19 protein-coding genes and 1 tRNA gene are annotated in these 21,137 nt (G+C 60.7%); all 20 read right to left on the reverse strand.

What is annotated here, in order from left to right:
- Nucleotides 1-187: 187 nt before the first annotated feature.
- The 20 genes from AAA138_RS08335 to AAA138_RS08430 all read right to left on the reverse strand — a co-directional run bounded on the left by AAA138_RS08335 (nt 188) and on the right by AAA138_RS08430 (nt 21,042).
- On the reverse strand, nt 188-928 hold the full coding sequence (locus tag AAA138_RS08335; RefSeq protein WP_349090419.1) for a transposase: 741 nt from the start codon (nt 926-928) through the stop codon (nt 188-190).
- A 137-nt stretch (nt 929-1,065) separates the two neighbouring features.
- A complete protein-coding gene (rsfS, locus tag AAA138_RS08340) occupies nt 1,066-1,521 on the reverse strand; it encodes a ribosome silencing factor (RefSeq protein WP_035138582.1) in 456 nt (151 codons plus the stop codon).
- A gap of 28 nt (nt 1,522-1,549) precedes the next feature.
- Complete coding sequence (gene yqeK / locus AAA138_RS08345; protein WP_349090464.1) at nt 1,550-2,083, reverse strand: bis(5'-nucleosyl)-tetraphosphatase (symmetrical) YqeK; 534 nt, start codon at nt 2,081-2,083, stop codon at nt 1,550-1,552.
- Between the two features lie 87 nt (nt 2,084-2,170).
- A complete protein-coding gene (nadD, locus tag AAA138_RS08350; protein WP_349090420.1) occupies nt 2,171-2,848 on the reverse strand; it encodes a nicotinate-nucleotide adenylyltransferase in 678 nt (225 codons plus the stop codon).
- Between the two features lie 3 nt (nt 2,849-2,851).
- Entirely contained in the window at nt 2,852-4,318 is a 1,467-nt protein-coding gene (gene obgE / locus AAA138_RS08355; RefSeq protein ID WP_349090422.1) for a GTPase ObgE, read from the reverse strand.
- Nucleotides 4,319-4,402: 84 nt separating this feature from the next.
- The gene (gene rpmA, locus AAA138_RS08360; protein WP_089573443.1) at nt 4,403-4,660 is read right to left on the reverse strand and encodes a 50S ribosomal protein L27; all 258 of its coding nucleotides are present in this window, start codon (nt 4,658-4,660) and stop codon (nt 4,403-4,405) included.
- A gap of 33 nt (nt 4,661-4,693) precedes the next feature.
- Nucleotides 4,694-5,068, reverse strand: coding sequence for a 50S ribosomal protein L21 (gene rplU, locus AAA138_RS08365; RefSeq protein WP_035138585.1), 375 nt, complete (start codon nt 5,066-5,068; stop codon nt 4,694-4,696).
- Between the two features lie 67 nt (nt 5,069-5,135).
- Nucleotides 5,136-5,948: a TIGR03936 family radical SAM-associated protein gene (locus tag AAA138_RS08370; RefSeq protein WP_349090424.1), complete on the reverse strand. Its 813-nt coding sequence runs from the start codon at nt 5,946-5,948 to the stop codon at nt 5,136-5,138.
- Nucleotides 5,945-7,822, reverse strand: a complete 1,878-nt coding sequence (locus AAA138_RS08375; RefSeq protein ID WP_349090425.1) for a TIGR03960 family B12-binding radical SAM protein — start codon at nt 7,820-7,822, stop codon at nt 5,945-5,947. The genes AAA138_RS08370 and AAA138_RS08375 overlap by 4 nt, the downstream gene beginning before the upstream one ends.
- 9 nt (nt 7,823-7,831) lie before the next feature.
- Nucleotides 7,832-8,761, reverse strand: a complete 930-nt coding sequence (locus tag AAA138_RS08380; RefSeq protein ID WP_349090426.1) for a hypothetical protein — start codon at nt 8,759-8,761, stop codon at nt 7,832-7,834.
- Between the two features lie 18 nt (nt 8,762-8,779).
- Complete coding sequence (locus AAA138_RS08385) at nt 8,780-10,006, reverse strand: FtsW/RodA/SpoVE family cell cycle protein (RefSeq protein WP_349090427.1); 1,227 nt, start codon at nt 10,004-10,006, stop codon at nt 8,780-8,782.
- 9 nt (nt 10,007-10,015) lie between these two features.
- Entirely contained in the window at nt 10,016-12,085 is a 2,070-nt protein-coding gene (gene mrdA / locus AAA138_RS08390) for a penicillin-binding protein 2 (RefSeq protein ID WP_349090428.1), read from the reverse strand.
- 13 nt (nt 12,086-12,098) lie between these two features.
- Nucleotides 12,099-12,665, reverse strand: a complete 567-nt coding sequence (locus AAA138_RS08395) for a rod shape-determining protein MreD (protein ID WP_349090429.1) — start codon at nt 12,663-12,665, stop codon at nt 12,099-12,101.
- Between the two features lie 11 nt (nt 12,666-12,676).
- A complete protein-coding gene (mreC, locus tag AAA138_RS08400; RefSeq protein WP_349090430.1) occupies nt 12,677-13,618 on the reverse strand; it encodes a rod shape-determining protein MreC in 942 nt (313 codons plus the stop codon).
- Between the two features lie 78 nt (nt 13,619-13,696).
- Complete coding sequence (locus AAA138_RS08405) at nt 13,697-14,728, reverse strand: rod shape-determining protein (RefSeq protein WP_006236061.1); 1,032 nt, start codon at nt 14,726-14,728, stop codon at nt 13,697-13,699.
- A 127-nt stretch (nt 14,729-14,855) separates the two neighbouring features.
- A complete protein-coding gene (locus tag AAA138_RS08410) occupies nt 14,856-16,151 on the reverse strand; it encodes a tetratricopeptide repeat protein (RefSeq protein ID WP_349090432.1) in 1,296 nt (431 codons plus the stop codon).
- Between the two features lie 11 nt (nt 16,152-16,162).
- Nucleotides 16,163-16,705: a peptidylprolyl isomerase gene (locus tag AAA138_RS08415; RefSeq protein ID WP_055249980.1), complete on the reverse strand. Its 543-nt coding sequence runs from the start codon at nt 16,703-16,705 to the stop codon at nt 16,163-16,165.
- A 105-nt stretch (nt 16,706-16,810) separates the two neighbouring features.
- Entirely contained in the window at nt 16,811-17,965 is a 1,155-nt protein-coding gene (locus AAA138_RS08420) for a zinc ribbon domain-containing protein (protein ID WP_349090433.1), read from the reverse strand.
- 186 nt (nt 17,966-18,151) lie between these two features.
- Nucleotides 18,152-20,890 (reverse strand): HAD-IC family P-type ATPase, encoded by a 2,739-nt coding sequence (locus AAA138_RS08425; RefSeq protein WP_349090434.1) that lies wholly within the window; start codon nt 20,888-20,890, stop codon nt 18,152-18,154.
- A 75-nt stretch (nt 20,891-20,965) separates the two neighbouring features.
- Nucleotides 20,966-21,042 (reverse strand) — tRNA-Arg (locus AAA138_RS08430).
- Between the last annotated feature and the right edge of the window lie 95 nt (nt 21,043-21,137).

A 21,137-nucleotide genomic window follows, 5' to 3' on the forward strand; every position in this document is an offset into this window, starting at 1 on the left:
TTGAAGTTGAGGACCAGGTCTTCGGCGTTCATGCTGCCCCCATCATCGCGGTCTACGGGGTCAACGATATGGCACCGTGGGGACACATGTATGTCAATCCTGGTCTAACAGAGCCTTAAAAAATCATTCTGGCGCTATCGGTGCTTTTGATTATTTTGGGACGGGGATGAAATAATCATTTCAGGCCTCATTTCGCCCTCTGAATAATATTTGTCCCGATTCCCGTAATGCGCGAAATCTGGGCAATCGTAAAGCCTCGATGTTTCAGCATTGCTAACAGACGATTCCGTTCTTGCTTCGGCAACGTCTTGAGCTGGTAGGGCTCAAGTGGAGCCAATAGAGCCTGTGCGACTTCCAAAGCATCCATATCGGAAACGTGTTTGCCTTCAGGCAAATAATACGGATTGGGCTTACCGTCTGTACTTGTAAGGTAAAACGCCTCAGAACCACCAAAAAGTTCGACAATATCACTGCAATCGCAGATTTCAGGCGTACCGAAATACTCGTGGAAGCTACTCCACCGATACATGGGTGCAGAAGATATGCCTGCCTTCGCTGGGTTGTCGTGAATGTAACGAACGCAACGGAGCAACTGCCCATCATCGGAAATAACAACACTCTTAAAGCGTTCTTGAAAAACTGGCCCACGCCTGCCTGTCTTCAAATTAAATCGCATCGCATACGCTGTATCTATGGCGTGCATCGCAGCACTCATTTGATTTTCGGGGTCATCAAATAGCAGATGCACATGATTGTCCATCAAACACCAAGCAAGCAACCGAATATGGTCGGATGTAAATCGCTGACTCATCAGATTGAGGAAATAGTAGCGGTCGTCATCGTCCTCAAAGATCAGCTGGTCAGCACAACCTTTGACCATAACATGATAATGACCGAGTTCGGATAACACACGGGCAACGCGAGTCATCGAAGCCCTCCCTTCCGAGTTTGCGATAGCTACAGCATACAAAAGAAGGGAAAAGAAAAAACCGAACCGCCCAACAAAGATGAGCGGTTCGGTGAACGGTAGGAATGATTTATTTATCCCCGTCCCAGAAAAATCATTTAGAGGAGGTTGAGGGGAAGCTGGGGAGCGTCGCCCCAGAGCTTCTCGAGACGATAGAAGTCGCGTGCCTCGGGGGTGAAGACGTGAACGACGACCGAGCCGTAGTCCATGAGCATCCAGGTCTTCTGCTCGCGGCCCTCGATGGAGAACGGGTGCTCACCACAAGCCTCGGCGACCTTCTCCTCGATCTCGTCGACAATCGAATCGACCTGACGGTTATTGGTACCGGTGGCGAGCACAAAGTAGTCGCACACGTCGGAGAGCTCGGTCAGATCTAGCACCTGCACGTCCTCGCCCTTCTTGTCGTAGGCGGCCTGCGCGGCGGCGCGGGCGACATCCTCGGCGGCGACACCGCTCGCGGACAGCGAGGCGGCAGTGCGGTCGGACGTGGCAACGAAGCTCTTGTGCTCCACACCTTCAAGAATCTGCTCGTCGGTCATGGTCTCGTCGGCCATGGAATACCTCTTTCTAGACGCACCCGAGCTAGCGCAGCTGGGCGTAATGGTTGTAAATCGTAATAGCCGTGGGATAAAGATAGCGCCCGGACTGGATCACATAGACCAGACCCTGTGCAAAACAGGAGAAGAACAACTCGTCAAGCGTCGACTCCCCCACCATCTTGCGCAGCGCGTGGGCATAATCACCATGGCGGTTGGGTTCGATGGCATCGGCAACAAAGACCACCATATCGAGCGGCGTCATGTCGCAGGCGCCCACGGTGTGACGGTCGACAGCCTGAAAGACCGCCGGCGACAGCTCGGGAAAAAGCTGCGGAAGCTCATAGGCGGCAACCGGTCCATGCAAAAGCGGCGTCGCGGCAGACGGAGAGCCGGCAATCTTAATGCCGTAATGCAGAGCGCGCGTGACCAGCTCGTCGTCGGAGAGCACCTTATCCCAGTCATGGATCAGGCCGGCGGCAGCGGCATTAAAGCGGTCGACACCGTATACCTCGGCTAGGTGCAGCGCGGTCTCGGCAACCCCTAGCGAATGCACGTAGCGCTTGCGCTTATCCTTCATACGCACATCGAGCAGCTCTTGAATGCGCTTGAGCAGCGCGCGCTCATCGCCCTCAAACTGATCCTCTACCGACAACGTAGACCCCCATCACTCAAAATCTTCTTGACCCAGATCGGTATACAGCCCGCGCTTGCGAATATAGCCGAGCACGGACTCGCTCGTAAGATAGCGCACGCTCATGCCACGGGCAACTCGCTTACGAATGTTGGTCGAGCTAATCGCCAGCGCCGGAATCTGGATATAGCGCACGTCAAACGGCAGGCCCGACTCTTTGATTCGCGCGCGAGCAGTATCGATATCAAAGCCCGGTCGCGTCGCCGCAATGAACGTGGCAAGCTCGGCGATTCGGTCGGCATCATGCCAGGTAACAATATCGATAATCGCGTCGGCGCCCGTAATAAAGTAGAGCTTTACCTGAGGCGGGTAAAAGTCGCGAAGGGCATGAAGCGTATCGGCCGTATAGGTCACGCCAGGACGGTCGATCTCGAAACGGCTCGCCAAAAAAGCCGGATTCGCAGCGGTGGCGAGGACCGTCATGGCATAACGGTCCTCGGCAGGCGTCACCGGTTTGTCGAGCTTAAAGGCGGGAGAGCCGGCCGGCATAAAGAGCACGGCGTCCAAGTCGAGCGACTCGCGCGCCTGCTCGGCGGTAACCAAGTGCCCGTAATGAATCGGGTCAAAGGTACCACCCATAATGCCGAGCCTAAACTCCTGCCCGTCTTCTAGAGGAAGCTCGGGCAGACCGATTCCACCGCGCAGCGACATGGCTTACTCGCCCTCCGGGGTCTCAACAACGTCGACTTCGGTAGTGCCTTCGGAACCCTCGGTGACATCAGCCACGTCCGAACCCTCGGCCGCTACGTCAATAACCTCAACGCCTTCGTCCTCAAGCTCCTCCTCGTACTCCGAGAAGTCCTCGGCGCCCTCAAAGTCAAAGGCGCGCTGGCAAATGCGGACCTCGTCGCCCGCACGGCAGCCGGCCTTCTCGAGCGCGTCGTCAACACCCATGCGCGCAAACTTATGCTGCAGGTAGATGACGGCTTCCTCGTTTTCCCAGTCGGTCTGGATGACCATACGCTCGATGGCGCGACCGACCACGCGGAAGGCATGGGGCTCTTCCTGAACAATACGGAACCGCTTCTCGCGCTGCAGGCGGCGGCGCTCCCACTCATCGTCGCGCAGATCGACCGGCTCATCGGAGACAGCCAACTCGGCGCGCAGCTTGGCCACCTGCTCGCCCACGGCAAGCATCAGCGTGTTGAGGCCGGCGCCCGTCACAGCAGACACGGCAAAGAACATATGTCCGTCGTCGAGCGCAGCGCGTTTGAGGTCAGCGATCTTGTCAGCCGTGCCCGGCGCATCGCACTTGTTAGCGACGACGATCTGAGGGCGCTCCGAAAGCTCGGCGCCATATTGCTCGAGCTCGCGGTTGATGATGCGATAATCCTCGACCGGATCGCGATCCTCAAAACCGCCCGTCATATCGACGACATGCATGATGAGTGCCGTACGCTCGATGTGGCGCAGGAACTGATGGCCCAGGCCCTTGCCCTCGCTCGCACCCTCGATAAGGCCGGGGACATCGGCAACGACATAGGAGTACTCGCCGGCACGCACCATACCCAGGTTGGGCACGAGCGTGGTAAACGGATAGTCGGCGATCTTGGGTCGGGCGGCACTCATGCGCGCGATAAGCGAGGATTTGCCCACCGAGGGGAAGCCCACGAGCGCGGCATCGGCCATGAGCTTCATCTCGAGCTCAATCCAGTGCTCCTCGGCCGGCTCGCCCAACTGGGCGAACGCGGGCGCACGGCGCACCGATGTCACAAAGTGCGTATTGCCCAGACCACCGGCGCCACCAGGGGCCACGACAACGCGCTCGCCATCATGCACCAAGTCGGCAATCTCGAACATCGGGGTCTGCGTCTCGGGATCGAGCTCGCGCACCACGGTGCCCATGGGAACCTTAAGAATCAGGTCCTCGCCACTCTTGCCGTTGCGGCGGGCGCCCTGACCGTGCGTTCCGCGCTCGGCACGAAAGTGATGCTTAAAGCGGTAATCGATCAGCGAAGACAGCTGAGCATCGGCCTGGATGACGACATTGCCGCCGCGACCGCCGTCGCCGCCATCGGGGCCGCCCTTGGGGACAAAGGCCTCGCGCCTAAACGACATGCATCCGGCACCGCCGTCGCCGCCGCACACGTTAATGCGGCTGATATCGGTGAACTGTGACAACAGAATCGCCTCCTACAAAAAGAGGGAGACCCTTGAATCCTAAAACTCAAGTGCCTCCCACATATGTGCTCTATGAAGGGTGAATTACGCGTTCGCGAGCGGGCGTACGCTGACCCTGTGCTTGATACCCTTGTGGAACTCAACGGTACCATCGACCAGCGCGAACAGCGTGTCGTCCTTGCCACGGCCAACGTTCTCACCCGGGTGGATGTGCGTGCCGTGCTGACGGACGAGAATCGTGCCCGTGGTTACCGTCTGGCCGGCGAAGCGCTTCGTGCCAAGGCGCTGACCGCGGGAGTCACGGCCATTACGGGAGGAACCGAGTCCTTTTTTGTGTGCCATTGTGTATACCTACTCTTTCGTTACGAGTGTAATCTACTCGGCGACGGGAGCCTCGGCAACAGCCTCGGCCTCTGCCTTGACAGCCTTCTTGGCGCGGGACGTAGCCTGGACCTTCACGATCTTCAGCTTGGTGAGCTGCTGACGGTGACCCTTCAGACGACGATAGCGCTTACGCTTGTGGAACTTGAAGACCAGCTGCTTCTCGCCCTTGAACTGCTCAACGATCTGAGCGGTAACCTTGGCCTTGGCCAGCTTGTCGGGATCGGTGACGATCTTCTTACCATCGTTGAGGAAGATGACCGGCAGGGTGACCTTGTCGCCCTCATTGCCCTCGATCTTCTCGACGGTGATGACATCGTCGGTGGCGACCTTGTACTGCTTGCCGCCCGTGTTAACGATTGCGTACATGTTTACTTGCCCTTCATGCATCAGTTAGTGCAACAGCCGAATATAGTAGCAGGCGATAATACCCCCGTCAACGAGTATGTGGAGCAAATCCACAAGTTCGCACAGGTATGGGGCTGACGAGTCGGCCCTCGTCGTCCTCGCATGCTTGATTCTGACGCTCGACATCGTAGGAGCAGATGGTCACGAGGTCTTGCATACCGGTGGAAACAATAGGTGCATCGACGCCCGGGGTCAAGCCCTGCAACAAAACATCAGCAGCAGAAAGCAAAATCTCCGGACGCATGGAGCCCTCGTTGTCGGCATGGGTGTCGAGCATGAGCACCAGATGGTCCTCACGCTCCCCCGCCGCGAGCTCATAGCCAACGAGCGTATGGTCCAGATCAAGACGCTTGCTCTTTTTGCCGCGCGCATAGTCAATGCCATGACCCGCGCGCAGCGTGTCGATCGCAGCACGCACCTCGTCGGCGCTCACGGGGGCCTCGGGGTCCAGGTGCAAGTCGATGCGGTACGACAGACGCGTAAGTTGAGCCGTCAGCGCCGGCGTGCGCACGTCGATGTAGGCGGCCTCGATGGGTGCCAAATCTGCCGGGGACGCCGCGGCCAGGCGCTCAAAGGCCTCGTCAAGCGCGACGAACTCGGTCATAAACAGGTCATACCACTCGCAGGTCGACGACGTGCCCACGGGCAGCGCCGACGAAAAGCCCACGCGCATATGCGGCGAGAAACCCTGCGTCACGGCATAGGGCAGGCCCGCACGGCGCACGATGCGCTCAATGGTATGGATTAGTTCCAGATGGCCCAAATACTTAAGGCGATCACGCTTGCCGTAGCGAACGCGCAGCCTAAAGAGCGTGGGATTGTCGGTCAAGCGCTCACTCATGCGCGATCACCCATCAATACGTTCTTGGCGTGGAGCGTGGGACAGATTCCGCAGCCGGTGCACGACGTGCGGGTGCAATCGGGCGTCGTGACGCCCTCGAGCGAACGGCGGTATTCGCGCTCGAGGAAGCCGCGCGAGCAGCCGGGGCTCACGTGCTCCCAGGGCAGGCGCCAGTCCAGCTCGTAGGGCAGGTGCACCAGCTCGTTGAGGTCGATGCCGTTTTTGGCAGCGGCCTCCTTCCAGTTGTCGAGCGAGAAGTGCTCCACCCAGGCGTCGAAGCGCGAGCCCGCACGCCAGGCGTCGATGATGACCGGCGTCATATCGCGACCGGCACGAGAGAGCGCGGCCTCGATAAGCGAGGTCTCGGCATCGTGGTAATGCACGCGTACGGCGCGGTTGCGCACGCTCGTGATGAGCAGCTTTTGGCGGCGCTTGACGTCGTCGTAATCGAGCTGCGGGCACCACTGGAAAGGTGTTGCCGCCTTGGGGATAAAGACCGAAACAGAGATAGACACCGAGATGGAGCCGCGGCGCGCCTTGGGCACCACGGAGCGGCCGAGCTCCAGCACGTGATCGGCCAGGTTGGCGATAGCCACGATGTCCTCGTCGCGCTCGCCGGGAAGGCCCATCATGAAGTAAAGCTTCATGCGGTTCCAGCCGGCCTCGAAGGCCGCCTTGGCCGCGCGATCCAAGTCCTCCTCGGTCACGTTCTTGTTGATGATGTCGCGCATACGCTGACTGCCCGCCTCGGGCGCGAACGTCAGGCCGCCCTTCTTTTCGCCGGCGACCGACTCGGCCATATCAACGCCAAACGAGTCCAAGCGCTGCGACGGAATGGACACGCGAATGCCCGTGTCCTCCAGGCGACGGTTGAGCCTACCGAGCACATCGCGGATGCAGGAGTGGTCGGTCGTCGAAAGCGAGGTAAGCGACACCTCGTCATAGCCAGTCTTTTCCAAGCCCTGGATCACCGATGACACGATTTGGTCGGCCGAGCGCTCGCGTACCGGACGATATGTCATGCCGGCCTGGCAAAAACGGCAGCCGCGGGCGCAGCCACGCAGGATCTCGATAGACAGGCGATCGTGGACGAGCTGCGCATACGGCACGCACGACTGAGAAAGCGGATTGGTTGCGCCAAAGTCCTCGACGACGCGCTTGTAGACTACCGGCGGGACGTCCTTGCCCTCGCGCGGCACGGTGTAGCCATGCGGCGAGCATGGCTCGTCATAGCGCACCTCATACAGGGACGGCACATAGGTACCGGCGACCGTCGCGAGCTGCTCGACAATCTGGGCGCGCGAGACACCCTCGTCGCGCAAGCGGCGATGCAGCTGGCAGATCTCGAGCAGCGACTCCTCGCCCTCGCCGATCAGAATGGCATCAAAGAAGGCCGCATACGGCTCGGGGTTATAGACCGAGGGGCCACCAGCAATGATAATGGGATCGTCCTCGGTGCGGTCGGCCGCAAGCAGCGGAATGCCAGCGAGATCGAGCGCCTCGAGAAAGTTTGTCACGGCCATCTCGTGCGGCACGTGCATACCGACGATATCAAACGAGGCCACGGGCGCTGCGCCCTCGAGCGACAGCAGCGGGATACCAGCCTCGCGCATGGCATCGCCCATATCGGGCCACGGCACATAGCCGCGCTCGCAGGAAATGCCCTCGGCCTGATTAAGGATGTTGTAGAGAATGGCGATGCCCTGGTTGGGCAGGCCCACCTCGTAGACATCGGGATAGATCATGCAGCAGCGGTAATCGGCATCGGCCTTGGAGAGCGTGCCCCACTCATGGTCGATATAGCGGCTCGGCTTCTCGACCTTTGCAAGCAACGGGTCGATCAGATGAAAACAGTCTTGGTATGGAACGCGCAAAAGAAACCCCTAAGCAGCGAGATCGGATGCATCCTCGAAAGGACTCATGGGACGGGTGGCACCGGCGACCATGGTCACCAGGTCGCGGACGCGCGAGAACGTGGCGGCAGCCACCTCGTTGGCACGGCTGTAGTCGATGTCGCGCTCATACAGCGAAACGAGCGCACGGCCCATGCCATAGGTGCCCGCGGCGGCGGTCAGCGCCTTGACGGCAAACCCAATATGCGGCGTCTGCTTTACCAGGGCGCGGGTGACGGCGCGGATCACCAGGCCACCGGCAAGCACGCCCGCGACCTCATAGCCGCGCTCGGGCTTAATGCCGCGTCCAAAGATGGCCGCCAGCTCAAAGAGCATGCCCACCTGCGCCAGCACCATCACGGGATAGTCGGCACCCGGCAAAAACACCAAGGCGCCCGTCGCCATGTTGGTGAGCGCGCACGAGGTAATGATGCGATTTGCCGCCGCGATGCGCATAAAAGCAAAGTTGGCGGCAAAAGCCGTCTCCTTGTCCGTACGATCGAGGATCCAGCGGGCAAGCGTCTCGAGCAAATAGGTCTTATCGGTCGCCGCCACCACGCCGAGCATGGGCGTAGATTCCTCAACGAACGGCACCTCGACGGCGGACTCGGCAAGCACGCACACGGGCGCGCCGGCAATCACGAGCTCCTGCACAGCACTCTCCAGGCGGTCGGATCCGCACGAGAGGACCAACACCACGTCGGTATCGGCCTTGGGAACGATACGGTCCTCCCCCAGGCGATCAACACGCACAATGCCCGAAGTCGTCTGCGGCACAAAGGCATCGCGCACCGTCTCGACCAAAAAGGGAGACGCGGTCGAATCAAGGTAAACCGAGACACGCACCGGTGTATCGGAATCCTTCTTAACAGACGCGCCCATCTTAAAAGCGCTGGTCAACTTATCTACGGGAATCTTCATGGCAAACCCCTCCAGCGGTTACGCGGCGCCCGAACGATGCCGCCATATGGATTGTACGATACCCACCGTCAGCAACTGAATCATCATCGACGACGAACCAAAACTAATAAACGGCAGCGGAATACCGGTAATCGGCATCATGCCAATGCACATGCCGATATTCTCGAAGGTCTGGAACGCCCACATGCCGACGATACCCACGCACGATAGGCGCAAGAACAATGACTCGCACTTAAAGGCAACGCGGATCGTCGAGAAGATCAGCAGCACGTAGAGGCACAGGAGCAAAAAGGAGCCGCAGAAGCCGAACGTCTCGGACAGGAAGGCGAAGACGAAATCGGTGTGGAACTCGGGTAGAAAGCCACCGGCCGACTGAGTCGCGTGGCCCAGGCCCTTACCAAAGAAGCCACCCGAGCCGACGGCAATGAGCGACTGCTGCAGGTTGTAGGCATCATCCGAATCGGCTTTGTCGGGGTCGATGAAGACTGTCAGACGGTTCATCTGATACTGCTTGATCAGCACGTCGTGTCCAAGGAGCGAATCAAAGACCGAGTCGAGCGCCAAGATGAGCGCAATCAAACCAACCAGCAGGGCCAAGGTCGACAGCACCCATTCGCGGCGTGCACCGCTCATGCAGATGACGATGGCACCCGAGACCAGCACGACCAGGCCCGAGCCCAGGTCGCCCATGGCGACGACGGCCAAGAACGGAATGGACAGCATACCGCAGAGCTTAATGTAGTCGCGAACGGTATCGATACGCCCGTTGTACTGCGAGCCAAGCGTGGCCATAAAGAAGATGGTGATGAGCTTGGCGAGCTCAACGGGCTGGAAGGTCAGGCCGACACCGGGGATCTTGATCCAGCCCGTCATGCCCAGACCGCCCGTATAGGACAGGCCCGGAATCTTAGGCGAGAAGATCACGATGAGATCGATGACGAGCAGGGCCGTCGAAAAGTTGGAAATGCCGCGCAGGTCGGTGCGCCAGACGAGTACCGCCAGAACCGCGCCAATGCCAATGCCCAGCAGGTGTCGCGAGAACGAGGCATCGGCCTTAAACTGCGAGGCCGACCAAATGATGATGGCACCATAGGCAACGAGCGCAACGGCAGCCAGCAGCACACCGATGTGCACCTTTTGGCGGAACGTGCCGCGCGAGGCCGAGAGCTGCTTGTTAACGCGGTCCAGGCTGCTGCGAGAGCCGGTTTTGGTTGAGCGGAACAGGTCCGCCGGCGAAAAGTCCATCGCAACCTCCTATCGAACCGAGGAATCGCCCGTAGCCGTCGAAGTGTCGGGCTCGTCATAAATCGCACCGAGGACATCGCGCACGACGTGCAGCGCGGTATCGGAGCCGCCACCACCCTGTTCCAAGACGGTGACAATCACGTACTTGGGGTCATCGGCCGGCGCGTAGGCGCAAAACCACGCGTAATCGTCCTCGCCGCTCTTCTCGCCCGTGCCGGACTTGCCGTAGACCGTGGGGGTCAGGGAGTTAAAGTGCGCGGCGGTCGAAGTCGACGCGGAGTAAATCACGTCGTGCATGCCATTGCGAACAAGAGCCAAATCCGAATCGCTGTTGATCTTGGCCTGAAGGCGTTTCTTTTTGCCTTTGCCGTTGTACTTGTAGGCGTCGCCGTCGCCATCGCGCGACACGGCTGACAAAAACACATGCGGCACATACTGCTTGCCGCCGTTGGCAAGACCCATATAGGCGCACGCCATCTGCAGGGGCGTCACCAGGATGTCGCCCTGGCCGATGGCAATGTTGGTCATATCGCCGGCATTCCACTTGCGGTCCTCGGCAGATGCGTCGGTAAAGTAAGACTCTTTCCACTCGGCATCGGGAATACGGCCCGTGCCCTCACTCGGCAGGTCGATGCCGCAGGTCTTGCCCAGGCCCCAGCGACGAAAGACCTCCTGCAGGCCCTCGGGATGTTGCTCGTCATAAAAGAACGCCTTGCCCATGTCGTAGAACACGGGGTCGCAGGAATTGGCGATACCGGACTGCAGCGTCATGACACCATGTCCGGATTGAAGCCAGCAACGCTTGCCCCACGACTTGCCCAGACCCGTCCAATAGCCGGTGCAGTTGGTTGTCTGCGTTGAAGTGTAGGTTCCAAACTCAAGACCAGCCAGCGCCGAGAGCGGCTTAATGGTCGAAGCCGACATGTACTGGCCGCTAATGGCACGGTTGAGCAGCGGATGCGAACCCTCGTCATCGTTGAGCTCGGTCCAAACATCGTTGGAGACGCCGCCGATAAACACCGAAGGATCGAACTTGGGCTCGCTGGCCATGCCCAGAATCTCGCCGTTATTGGGGTCGAGGCACACCACGGCACCATTGCCGGCGTCGCTGTGGCCTGTGGTCTTAGCGAGCTCAATGGCACTTGCAAGCGCCGTCTCGCAGGCTTGCTGAATCTTGAGGTCAAGCGTGAGCTTGATGTCGGAGCCGGCCTTGGCGGGCACGGCGCCGGCCTGACCGGTCACATTGCCCGAAGCATCGACCTTCACCGTCTGCTCGCCGCGAATACCCTGCAGCAAGTTCTCGTAGTAGCTCTCGACGCCCGCCTGGCCCACGATATCACCCGACTGGTATGTAATCTGACCGGCGGCGCTATCGTTATCGCCCGAAGCTTTCTTGTTCTGCGCCTCGAGCTGCTCGGAGGTAATGGTGCCGGTATAGCCCAAAATGTGACAAGCCGTCTCGCCGTACGGGTACTGGCGCTCGGTGCGCTCGGCAATCTTCACGCCCGGGAACTCGCCGGCATGTTCCTTGATATAGGCAACCGTGGAGCGGCGCACGTCCGTCGCGATGGTATGCAGGCTCTGAGCGCCCTCGGAATTGTCCTGAATGTTGCGCAGAACCGCGACGTAGGGCATGCCGAGCACATTCGCGAGGTGATGCACCAGCACGGTGTCATCGGCCAGGTCGCGATAGGCAACAACGGCAAGTGAGGGACGGTTTTGCACAAGTGCCACGCCATTGCGATCAAGGATTCGCCCGCGCACAGCCGGCGTGGTGACGGTACGGGTCTGGTTGCTCTTGGCCTGCTTGTCGTAGTAGTCCGACGAGACCATCTGCATGCCCCACAGCTTGACGGCGAGCGCGGCAAACATCGCGCCCACGCCGGCGGTGAGGATGGAGAAGCGACCCTTGAAGGCGGTCGCGGCGGTATTGCCCTCGCCCTCAGTGGCGCGCGGGGCCGTTCCATGCTGCGTGTCGTAGGTAAAACGGGAATCGCCGCGGCGCATGATGACCAGCGCGACCACAATGGCCACGACCAGCACGATACCGGCGATGATAACCGTCATCTGGGAAGACATCTTTGAGCCTCCCCTATTTGAGTTTGCGGGTCTTGGGCTTAAAGCGCATACCCGTCTGATGACCACCGCGTGCGGAGAATCCGTAACCGGACTGCGGCACGACACCGGACATCAAAAACGGAATGGCAACCAGACCCGTCAGGATCGAAGACGGCAGGGCGTGTCCAAAAACAGCCACCACAAAGCTCGTCTCCAGACCCATAAACAGCAAGATGATGCTGTAGACCACATTGATGGCAAGCGCGAAGGCGCCCACGGTAATACCGCGCGCGCTCGGGGACCCGCTCGTCTGACCGGCCGCGCTGTGCACCAGGGCAAAACTGCCCACCGTCAGCAGCAGCGACATAACGCCCACCGGAACGGCAGCGGAAAGATCATAGAACAGGCCACTGCAAAAACCGCAGACGACAGCCCGTGTGGGATCGCCCGAGAACACGCTCAGGCACACCAGGATAATCATAAAGTTGACGCGACCGCCCGCAATGGAGATCTGCGGCGCCAGGCCTGCCTGCAGCAGCACGCACACAATGGCGGCGATTACAAACGTGCGGGAGCTCGCCCCCTGCTCGTGTAGATCCATGGACATGCCCCCTATTCGCTCGAGCCGGAATCGGTCGTCTCGGACGTGTCGGAACTGTCATCCGAGCTCTCGTCCTTCGTCTTGGTCGCAGCATCGCGCGACGTTCCCTGCGGCGTACTATTAGCGGTGCTCACGTCCTCATCCGAGGCCGACTGTTCGTCGGTCAACGAGGTGATGACGAGCACCTCCTCGTTATTCTCTGCCGTGGTCTGGGCACGCACCACAATGGTGTAGTACACATCGTTGGCCGACTTCTCCACCGAGGAAACAGTGCCGAGCGGCAGGCCCTTGGGGAACACGCCGCCAATGCCAGAGGTCACGATGATGTCGCCGACTTTGACGTCGGAGTCAACACTCACGTACTCAAGGCGCAGGGTGCCATCGGGCTGGCCCTGCAGCATACCCTGGGCGCGCGTGTCCTGCACCATAGCCGACACGCCCGAGTTCTCGTCACCAATCAGGCGCACGGTAGAGGTCTTGGCCGATACCTCAATAATCTGGCCGATAACACCGGCAGAACTCGTCACGGGCATGTTGATGGTCAGGCCGTCGGCAGATCCCTTGTCGATGGTAACGGTCGAGGTCCAGGCATCGCCCGACGCGCCGACAATACGAGCGGCGGTCGACTTAAGGTTGTAGGTCGATTGCAGCCCGACCAGGCCCTCCAGGCGCTCGGCAGTCTTTTGAGCCTCGGAAAGCTCTGCGACCTTAGAGGTCAGCACCTCGTTTTGCTTCTTGAGGTCAGCGAGCGACTCCTGCGAAGCCGTGAGGTTGGAGAACACGTTGCCGATCGCGTTGAAGGGAGCCGCCACAGCCGAGCCCAAAAAGCGCACCGGCGAGGTAATCGTCGTTACACCCGAGCGCACAGCATGAATCGGCCCGGCCTCGCCCTCACGGATATAAAACGTGAGCAGCAACACCGAAATCAGGCTGAAAACAATCAACGGGCGCATACCCGTTGATTGTCGCTTGGTATTCAGATTTGGAGAGAAACCCGAAGATCGTGCCAAATGGAATCCACCTTTTGGAAATTAAGCATTGGTTTGGACGAAGCCACCGTCAAAAGCGTTGGCCTCGAGCACGCGGGCGCAGCCGTTTACGACGTTATCGAGCGCCGTGGGGCTGACGTTGACCGAAACGCCGGTCTCGTCGCGCAGGCGCACGTCAAGGCCGCGTAGCAGCGCACCGCCACCGGTCAGCAGAATGCCGTAGTACATAAGGTCCGAGGCAAGATCGGGCGGCGTGGCGTCCAGAGCGTCCTTAACGGCCTTGGCCATCTCGTCGAGCGGCTTGTTGAGCGCGCGACGAATCTCCTCGCTCTCGATACGCACGGTCTTGGGCAGGCCCGTGATAACGTCGCGGCCGTTGACCTCGACGTCGAGCTCATCTTTGAGCGGCACGGCGGAGCCGACCTTAATCTTGATGTCCTCGGCCGTGCGCTCGCCGATAGCCAGGTTGTAAGCATCGCGAACATGGGTGAGGATAGCCTGGTCGAACTCGTCGCCGGCAATGCGGATAGACTGCGACACGACAATACCGCCCATAGCGATAACGGCGACCTCGGTGGTGCCACCGCCGATATCGATGACCATGGAGCCCGTAGGCTCCTCGACGGGCAGGTCGGCGCCGATGGCGGCCGCCATGGGCTCTTCGATCAGATAGGCCTGGCGAGCGCCTGCCTGGATCGTGGCCTCAAAGACGGCGCGCTTCTCGACCGACGTGACGCCGGAGGGAACGCAGACGACGACGCGCGGACGCGGAGTCCACGGATAGCGCTTCTCGGAAGCCTTGTCGATAAAGTAGCGAAGCATGGCCTCGGTGACATCGAAGTCGGCGATGACGCCGTCCTTAAGGGGACGAACGGCCACGATGTTGCCGGGCGTACGGCCTAGCATGCGCTTGGCCTCGATGCCGACTGCCAGGATGCGCTCGTCGTTCTTGTCGATGGCGACAACGGAGGGCTCGCGGATGACGATGCCCTTGCCGCGCACGGAGACGAGCGTATTGGCGGTGCCGAGGTCGATGGCGAGATCGCCCGCATAGCTACCGAAGAACATATCCATCAAAGAAAACAACGCAACTCCTGATGTGTTGGATGATTGCTGGAAAACTACTAGCCCATCATACTAGCGCAAGCCCGGCACCTCACTTGCGGTGAAGCGCCGGGCAGAGCCAAATCTCATAAGGTCACTACTGGTTGTCAGCGGCCGAGAAATCGATATCGAAGGAGGAAACGGCCCAACCGATATGGTTGTCGGAGCGCACGAATTTAACGGTGTACTCCTGTTCGCCGCCCTTGGACAGCGAAGCCTTCACCTTGGCGGTGGTCTCGGTCATGGACTGATCCATGCCCTCGATGGAGACGGTGGCGCCCTGCGGGATCGAGGAGATGATCATCGCCTTGGCGTCCTCGGACAGGCTCGAGGCCAGGCAGGACTCGGCCTTGGCGGTATCGCCGTCACCGGCAGCCTGGAACAGGTCGGTGATGACGGACTCCTGCGAGGGGCAGCCCATGCCGCGCGTATAAGCATAGCCAAGACCGCCGGCAGCGATCACGATGAGCAGAAGCATTACCAGGAAGATCTTGAGACCCGTGTGGCGGTGGCGACGACGAACCTTGGCCTGCTTGCGGTCCTGCTGGACCATCTCGGACTCAGACAGCGTAAAGAAGCCAGTGTCAGAGGGGTCGGGCATAAACTGACCGGTCGCGCCCGTGGGATCGAGCGGGTCGACAGCGGGAGCGTCCATCGCGGGAGCCGGGGCCGTGGACATGGCCGTCTGGGCCGAAAGCGCGGCGAGCGAGTCGTGCACGCGGGCAAGCTCGTCAGCCTGCTCGGGCGTGAGCTGGTAGATGCCGTCGGCGGTAGCGGCGTTAAAGGCATCGAGTGCATCGGAGGGACGGCCGGCGGCGGAAAGCGCTTGGCCCATGCCGGCGTTGAGGGCGCGCGTATCGTCGCGCGGGCCGGCAAAGTCGATAGCCGTGCGGTAGGTCTCAACGGCGTCCGCAGGGCGACCGAGCTTGATGAAGCAGCGGCCCAGATCGCCGAGGGCGGCGGCAGGAGCCGGGTTGGCGCCGTCGATGGCAGCCTGACGGAAGGCAGTACCGGCGTTGGCATAGTCGCCCGACTGGAACAGCGCGTTGCCCAGACCCAGGTAGGCCTTAAAAGGCGTGGCGTAGGAAGCGTCCTGGGTAGCTGCAGAGAACGCCTGGGCAGCCGTGGCGTAGTCGCCCACCGCGGCGAGTGCCTTGCCGCGGTTGGTGAGCAGGGCGCCGCGCTTGCCATAGGCGCCGTCGTTGAGGGCGGCGGCGTAGGCCTCGGCGGCCTCGGCGTACATGCCCAGATGCATCAGGGCGTTGCCGCGCAGGTGGTCGGCCTCACCCATGATCTCGTTGGGAGTCTTTGCCGCGCCAAGCATCTGGGCGGCAGCGGAAAAATCACCCGCGCGATAAGCGGCGCGGCCCTGTTGGATCAGCTGGCTATTCAAGGAAGTCCCCTTTACTCGTGAACGATCTCGACATGAACGATCTCGTCGCCGGCGCGCAGCTGCGAGATGACGTCGAGGCCCTCGACCGTGGTACCAAAGACGGTATAGCCGGAGTCGAGGTTGTGCTGGGCGCCCAGGCAGAAGTAGAACTGCGAGCCCGCGGAATCGGGATCCATAGAGCGGGCCATGGCAAGCGCGCCGTCAACATGGCTGTTGCGCGGATTGGTGGCAAACTCGCCCTTGATGCAGTAGCCGGGGCCGCCGGTACCGGGCATGCCGTCGGGACCCTCAAGGCCGGCAGCGACGTCGGCGCCGGACATATCGCGGGTATTGGGGTCGCCGCCCTGGATCACAAAGCCGGGCACATAGCGATGGAACTTAAGGCCGTCATAGAAGCCCATCGTGGAAAGCTCGCAGAAGTTCGCCACATGGATGGGGGCGCCCTCACCGTCAAACTTGACCTTGATGGTGCCCTTCGACGTCTCGATCACCGCGCACTCGTCACCGACGAGCTGGTACTCGGGCGTATAGAGCTCTTTCTTAAAACCAAACATGTGGTTCCTTCCTCGTGCGTTTAAAGCATATTTGTACGAATTGTAGCAATAAGCACGGGCTTCCATCAATTGCGCACGCAGGTTATGCCGCCGGAGGGCAACAAATTACGAACGCTGCTGCGGCCTCCAGGCGCTCACGTTGGCGTCGTACTGGTTAAGCGCGCTGTTGCCGCCTTGTGCGATGGGCGCCAGGATCTCGCTCTGACGGGCGCTCAGCGACTCGCCGTCGGGAATGGACAGCGAGATATCCCAGCTCTGGCAGATCACGTCGACACGCTCGTACATCCACTGGGCAAGCTGCTTTAGATGATCGATGTCCTCCGCATAGACCGTGTCGTCCTGAACCTTGAGGTTGTTGAGCTCATCTTGGGTCCTTTTAATCTGGTCGCGCAGGGCATAGGCGCTCTGCGACAGCTCCTGGCGGGTGGAAAGCGGCGTACGCAGATAGCCGTTATTAAACGAATCGATGACCTCGCCGATCTGATCATCGTCGCTGTACGACACGATGGTCTGGTACAGGCCGTCGAGCCTGGTGTAGAGCTGGTCGTCGGTTAAGACGGTCTCCTCCTGAACGACCTCGGACGCATCCTCTTGCTTGGGCTCTTTCTCGGTTGCCTCGCCCTTTTGGCGCGACGGGAAGGTGGTCTTGGCGGCCTGGCCAAACTGGTCGTAGAAGCCGGGCATGACGCCCATGGGATCGGCAGTCACAAACCAATAGACACCACCGCACACAGCGGCGAGCACCGCGATGACAATGAGCGGTTTGGGGATATGGCGCTTGTGCTTGTGATAGGCATCCTCGTCGGGGTGAACCTTGCGCTTGGGCTTTTGCTTTTTGGGCTGGGCATCATCGCGCAGGGACACCGGCGTGGGGATATCAACCTTGGGGATGCCAAAGTCCTTATCGAAGGCAGGCAGCACGCAGGTCTCGTTGGGGTCGGCTGCGTCGGAGAGCACCGCCGCGGCAGATGCCGGTGCGTGGGGCACCTCGGTATCGATCTGCTCCTGCGTCAGGCGCGGAAAGCCGGCCGTGCGCCCTGCGGCCAGGTCGGATGCGGCCGCGTCCTCGGAAAGGATGCCTGGCGCGGGGCGTCCGCACTTGGGACAGGTACGGTCATGCGGGGACAGACGGGCGCCGCAGCCGTCGCAGAACACGAACTCGGTATGCTCGGGGCCATCGCCCGGACCAACATATGCGTTGCAATAGGGGCAGAACGAGGCGCCGTCCTCGATGGTCTTTAGGCAATGCGGGCAGATCACGGCATCCTCTTTCCGAAGCAATTCAAACAATTGAGGTTAGAGCATAACATCGACACGGCCCCACAAGCGCAAGGCACCAATTCAACATCCCCGCTCACCCCTAAGTTGCGGTGAAATAGGGACTGAATAGGAGGTTAGAACGCTTAAACAGTCCCTATTTCACCGCAACTTAGGGAGGCGTTGGGGCTAGTCTTTCTTTACGGGCTTATTCTTCTTGCTGGGCATCGATACCTTGATGCCCTGGGCCGATTTGGTCACGCGGGAGCGCTTGGCACCGGCGCCCTTCTTTTTCTTGGGCTGGGCCTGGGCCACGCCCTCGAGTGCACGAGCCTCGGCCTCGCGGACAGTGCGGGCCTCACGGCGCTGCGCCATATCGGCGGCAACGCGCTTGGCAAAACGCCCGGCAGTCGATCCCGTCGAACTCACCTTGCCGCCGCCGCGACCCAGGCGAACGCGCACGCCACGGCCAAAGCCGGTAGCCGCATGACGGCGACGGGGCTTAAGCGAGTCCATCATCGTGGCAAGCTTAAAGAACACTGCGCAGGTAAAGACAACGATAACCGCCAAGATGACCATCTGACCCATCGACAGATTGGCGATGGACAGCAGCCCCGGGAACCCGATAACGCCCGTCAAAATACCGGCGACGACAAACACGAAAAGCACCACGCGCAAGGGCGTGAGAGGCTGCGAGATACGCCAGATCAGGCTGACACTCGCCGCGCACGACGTGAGCAGGCACATGGTCGAAAGCGTAAGCTGGCTAAAGCCAAATACGCGTGCCACAAAGATATCGAGTGCCGCGGCCAAAATGACCGCAATCGACGCCGGCAGCGCACGCTTAAGCACGTTGGTCAAGAACGACCCCTTCACGCGGGCGTTGTTGGGCTCCAGGCCCAGCACAAAGCCCGGCGCGCCGATGCAGAAGAAGTTGATGAGCGTCATCTGAATGGGCTCGAAGGGGTACGGCGGCAGCGCGATGCACAGCGCGGCCAGGCCCATCGAGAACAGCGTCTTAGTCAGAAAGAGCGCGGCAGAGCGCTGCAGGTTATTGATAGAACGACGGCCCTCGGCCACCACAGCGGGCATCGAGGCGAAATCGTTATCGACGAGCACGATCTCGGCCACATTGCGCGCGGCATCGGAGCCGGCGGCCATCGCCACGGAGCAGTCGGCCTCCTTGAGCGCCAGCACGTCGTTGACGCCGTCGCCCGTCATGGCCACGGTGTGCCCGCGGCGTTTGAGCGCCTGTACGAGCTCGCGCTTCTGCTGCGGCGTCACACGTCCAAAGACGTGGTAACGGTCCACCGCCGCATCAATCTTGGACGGCGTATCGAGCGTCGTGGCGTCCACGTAGGCATCCGCCCCGGGCACGCCCACCACGCGCGCGATCGAGGACACCGTACGAGGGTCGTCGCCGCTGATCACGTTGAGGGTCACGCCCTGCTCGTTAAAGTAGCCGATGGTCTCGGCCGCCGAGGTGCGGATCTCGTCACGGATGGTCACAAAGCCCACGGGCTCGGCCTCGCCCACCATATCGCCATCGGGCGTAAAGCCGTCCACGCGCGCCACCACGAGCACGCGGCAGGTGTCGGCGAGCTCGGCCACGCGATTCTCGACCTGAGCAAATGCGCGATCAGAGAGCACAAACTGCGCGGCGCCCATCACATAGGAGCCCTGCGCAAACGACGCGCCGCTCCACTTTTTTGACGACGAGAACGGAATGACCGACAGCGGCTCGGACACCTCGACCGGACGATCGGCGTAGTAGTTGAGCAGCGCCTGGCAGGTCTCGTTGGCATCTGCCGAGGTCGCACGTGCTACGTTGGCAAGCGCAAAGTCGAGCACCGTGGTCTCGACGGGGACAGCCGCCTCGTCCGAGTCCGCGCCAAAGCCAACACCCTCAACAGGCAGCGGGTAGGTGCCCTCGACCTCCATACGGCCCGAGGTGATGGTGCCCGTCTTGTCCAGGCACAAAACGTCGACGCGCGCGAGCGTCTCGATGCAGTAGAGCTGCTGTGCCAGCACCTTGCGACGCGCCAGGCGCACCGTGGCGATCGCGAGCACCGACGAGGTCAGCAGCACCAGGCCCTGCGGAATCATGCCCAGCAGGGCACCAACCGTGGACAGCAGCGCCGAAGAAGGCACACGGCCGGCCAGCAGCTCGGAGAAACACCAAGAAAGTGCGCTATCGCCCGGGGTTCCCGCGGCATCCCACAGCTCGCTCACACTCGAGGCAAAGAGCGCCAGACCAAGCGGAATCATGATAATGCTCGCGAACCGCACGATGGCATTCAACGCGTTCATGATCTCGGAATTGACCTTTTTGACGTACTTGGCCTCGTTGTTGATCTTTGCCACGTAGTTATCGGCGCCGACATGGATCACGCGGGCGCGCAGCAGGCCTGAGTCGATAAAGCTGCCGCTCATGAGCTCGGAGCCGGGCTGCTTTTTGATAAGATCACTCTCGCCCGTCAGTAGGCTCTCGTTGACGAGCGCCTCGCCCGACACTACCACGGCGTCGGCGGGAATCTGGTCACCGCGCCCCAGGCGAATGATATCGTCGAGCACGATCTGGTCCAGGTCGAGCTCCACCTCGGCGCCGTCGCGCACCGCGATGGCCTTCTTAGAGGTGAGCAGCGTAAGCTTGTCGACCATCCGCTTGGAACGCATGGACTGAATGACGCCAATTGCCGTGTTCAAGAACACCACGAACAGGAACGTCAGATTCTTAAACGAACCGGTCAGCAACACCAAAATCGCCAAGACCACGTTGATCAAGTTGAACAGCGTGCAGAGGTTCTCGATGATGAGCTCGCGGACCGACTTGGTCTTGAGCTCCATGTTGCGGTTGATCTTACCGGCGGCGATGCGCTCCTCGACCTCGGCGGTCGAGAGTCCGCGCTCGATATCCGTTGTTGCCATACCACGTCCCATCATGTCGCGTCGGTATAAGAAAACCGCCCGGACCATGCGAGGTTCGGACGGTCTTACGTTCGATGGTGCCCCATGTTGGATTCGAACCAACGGCCTTCTGCTCCGGAGGCAGACGCTCTAATCCCCTGAGCTAATAGGGCGAACGGTAGGCATTATACCCAAGTGCGCCACGGGCTAACAAAATAATAGAAAAAGCTTTGCAATTACGTGGGAGACGCGCCGCGACGGCGCGCTT

The sequence above is a fragment of the Collinsella sp. CLA-JM-H32B genome (assembly GCF_040098065.1).
In the GTDB taxonomy this organism is placed as follows: domain Bacteria; phylum Actinomycetota; class Coriobacteriia; order Coriobacteriales; family Coriobacteriaceae; genus Collinsella.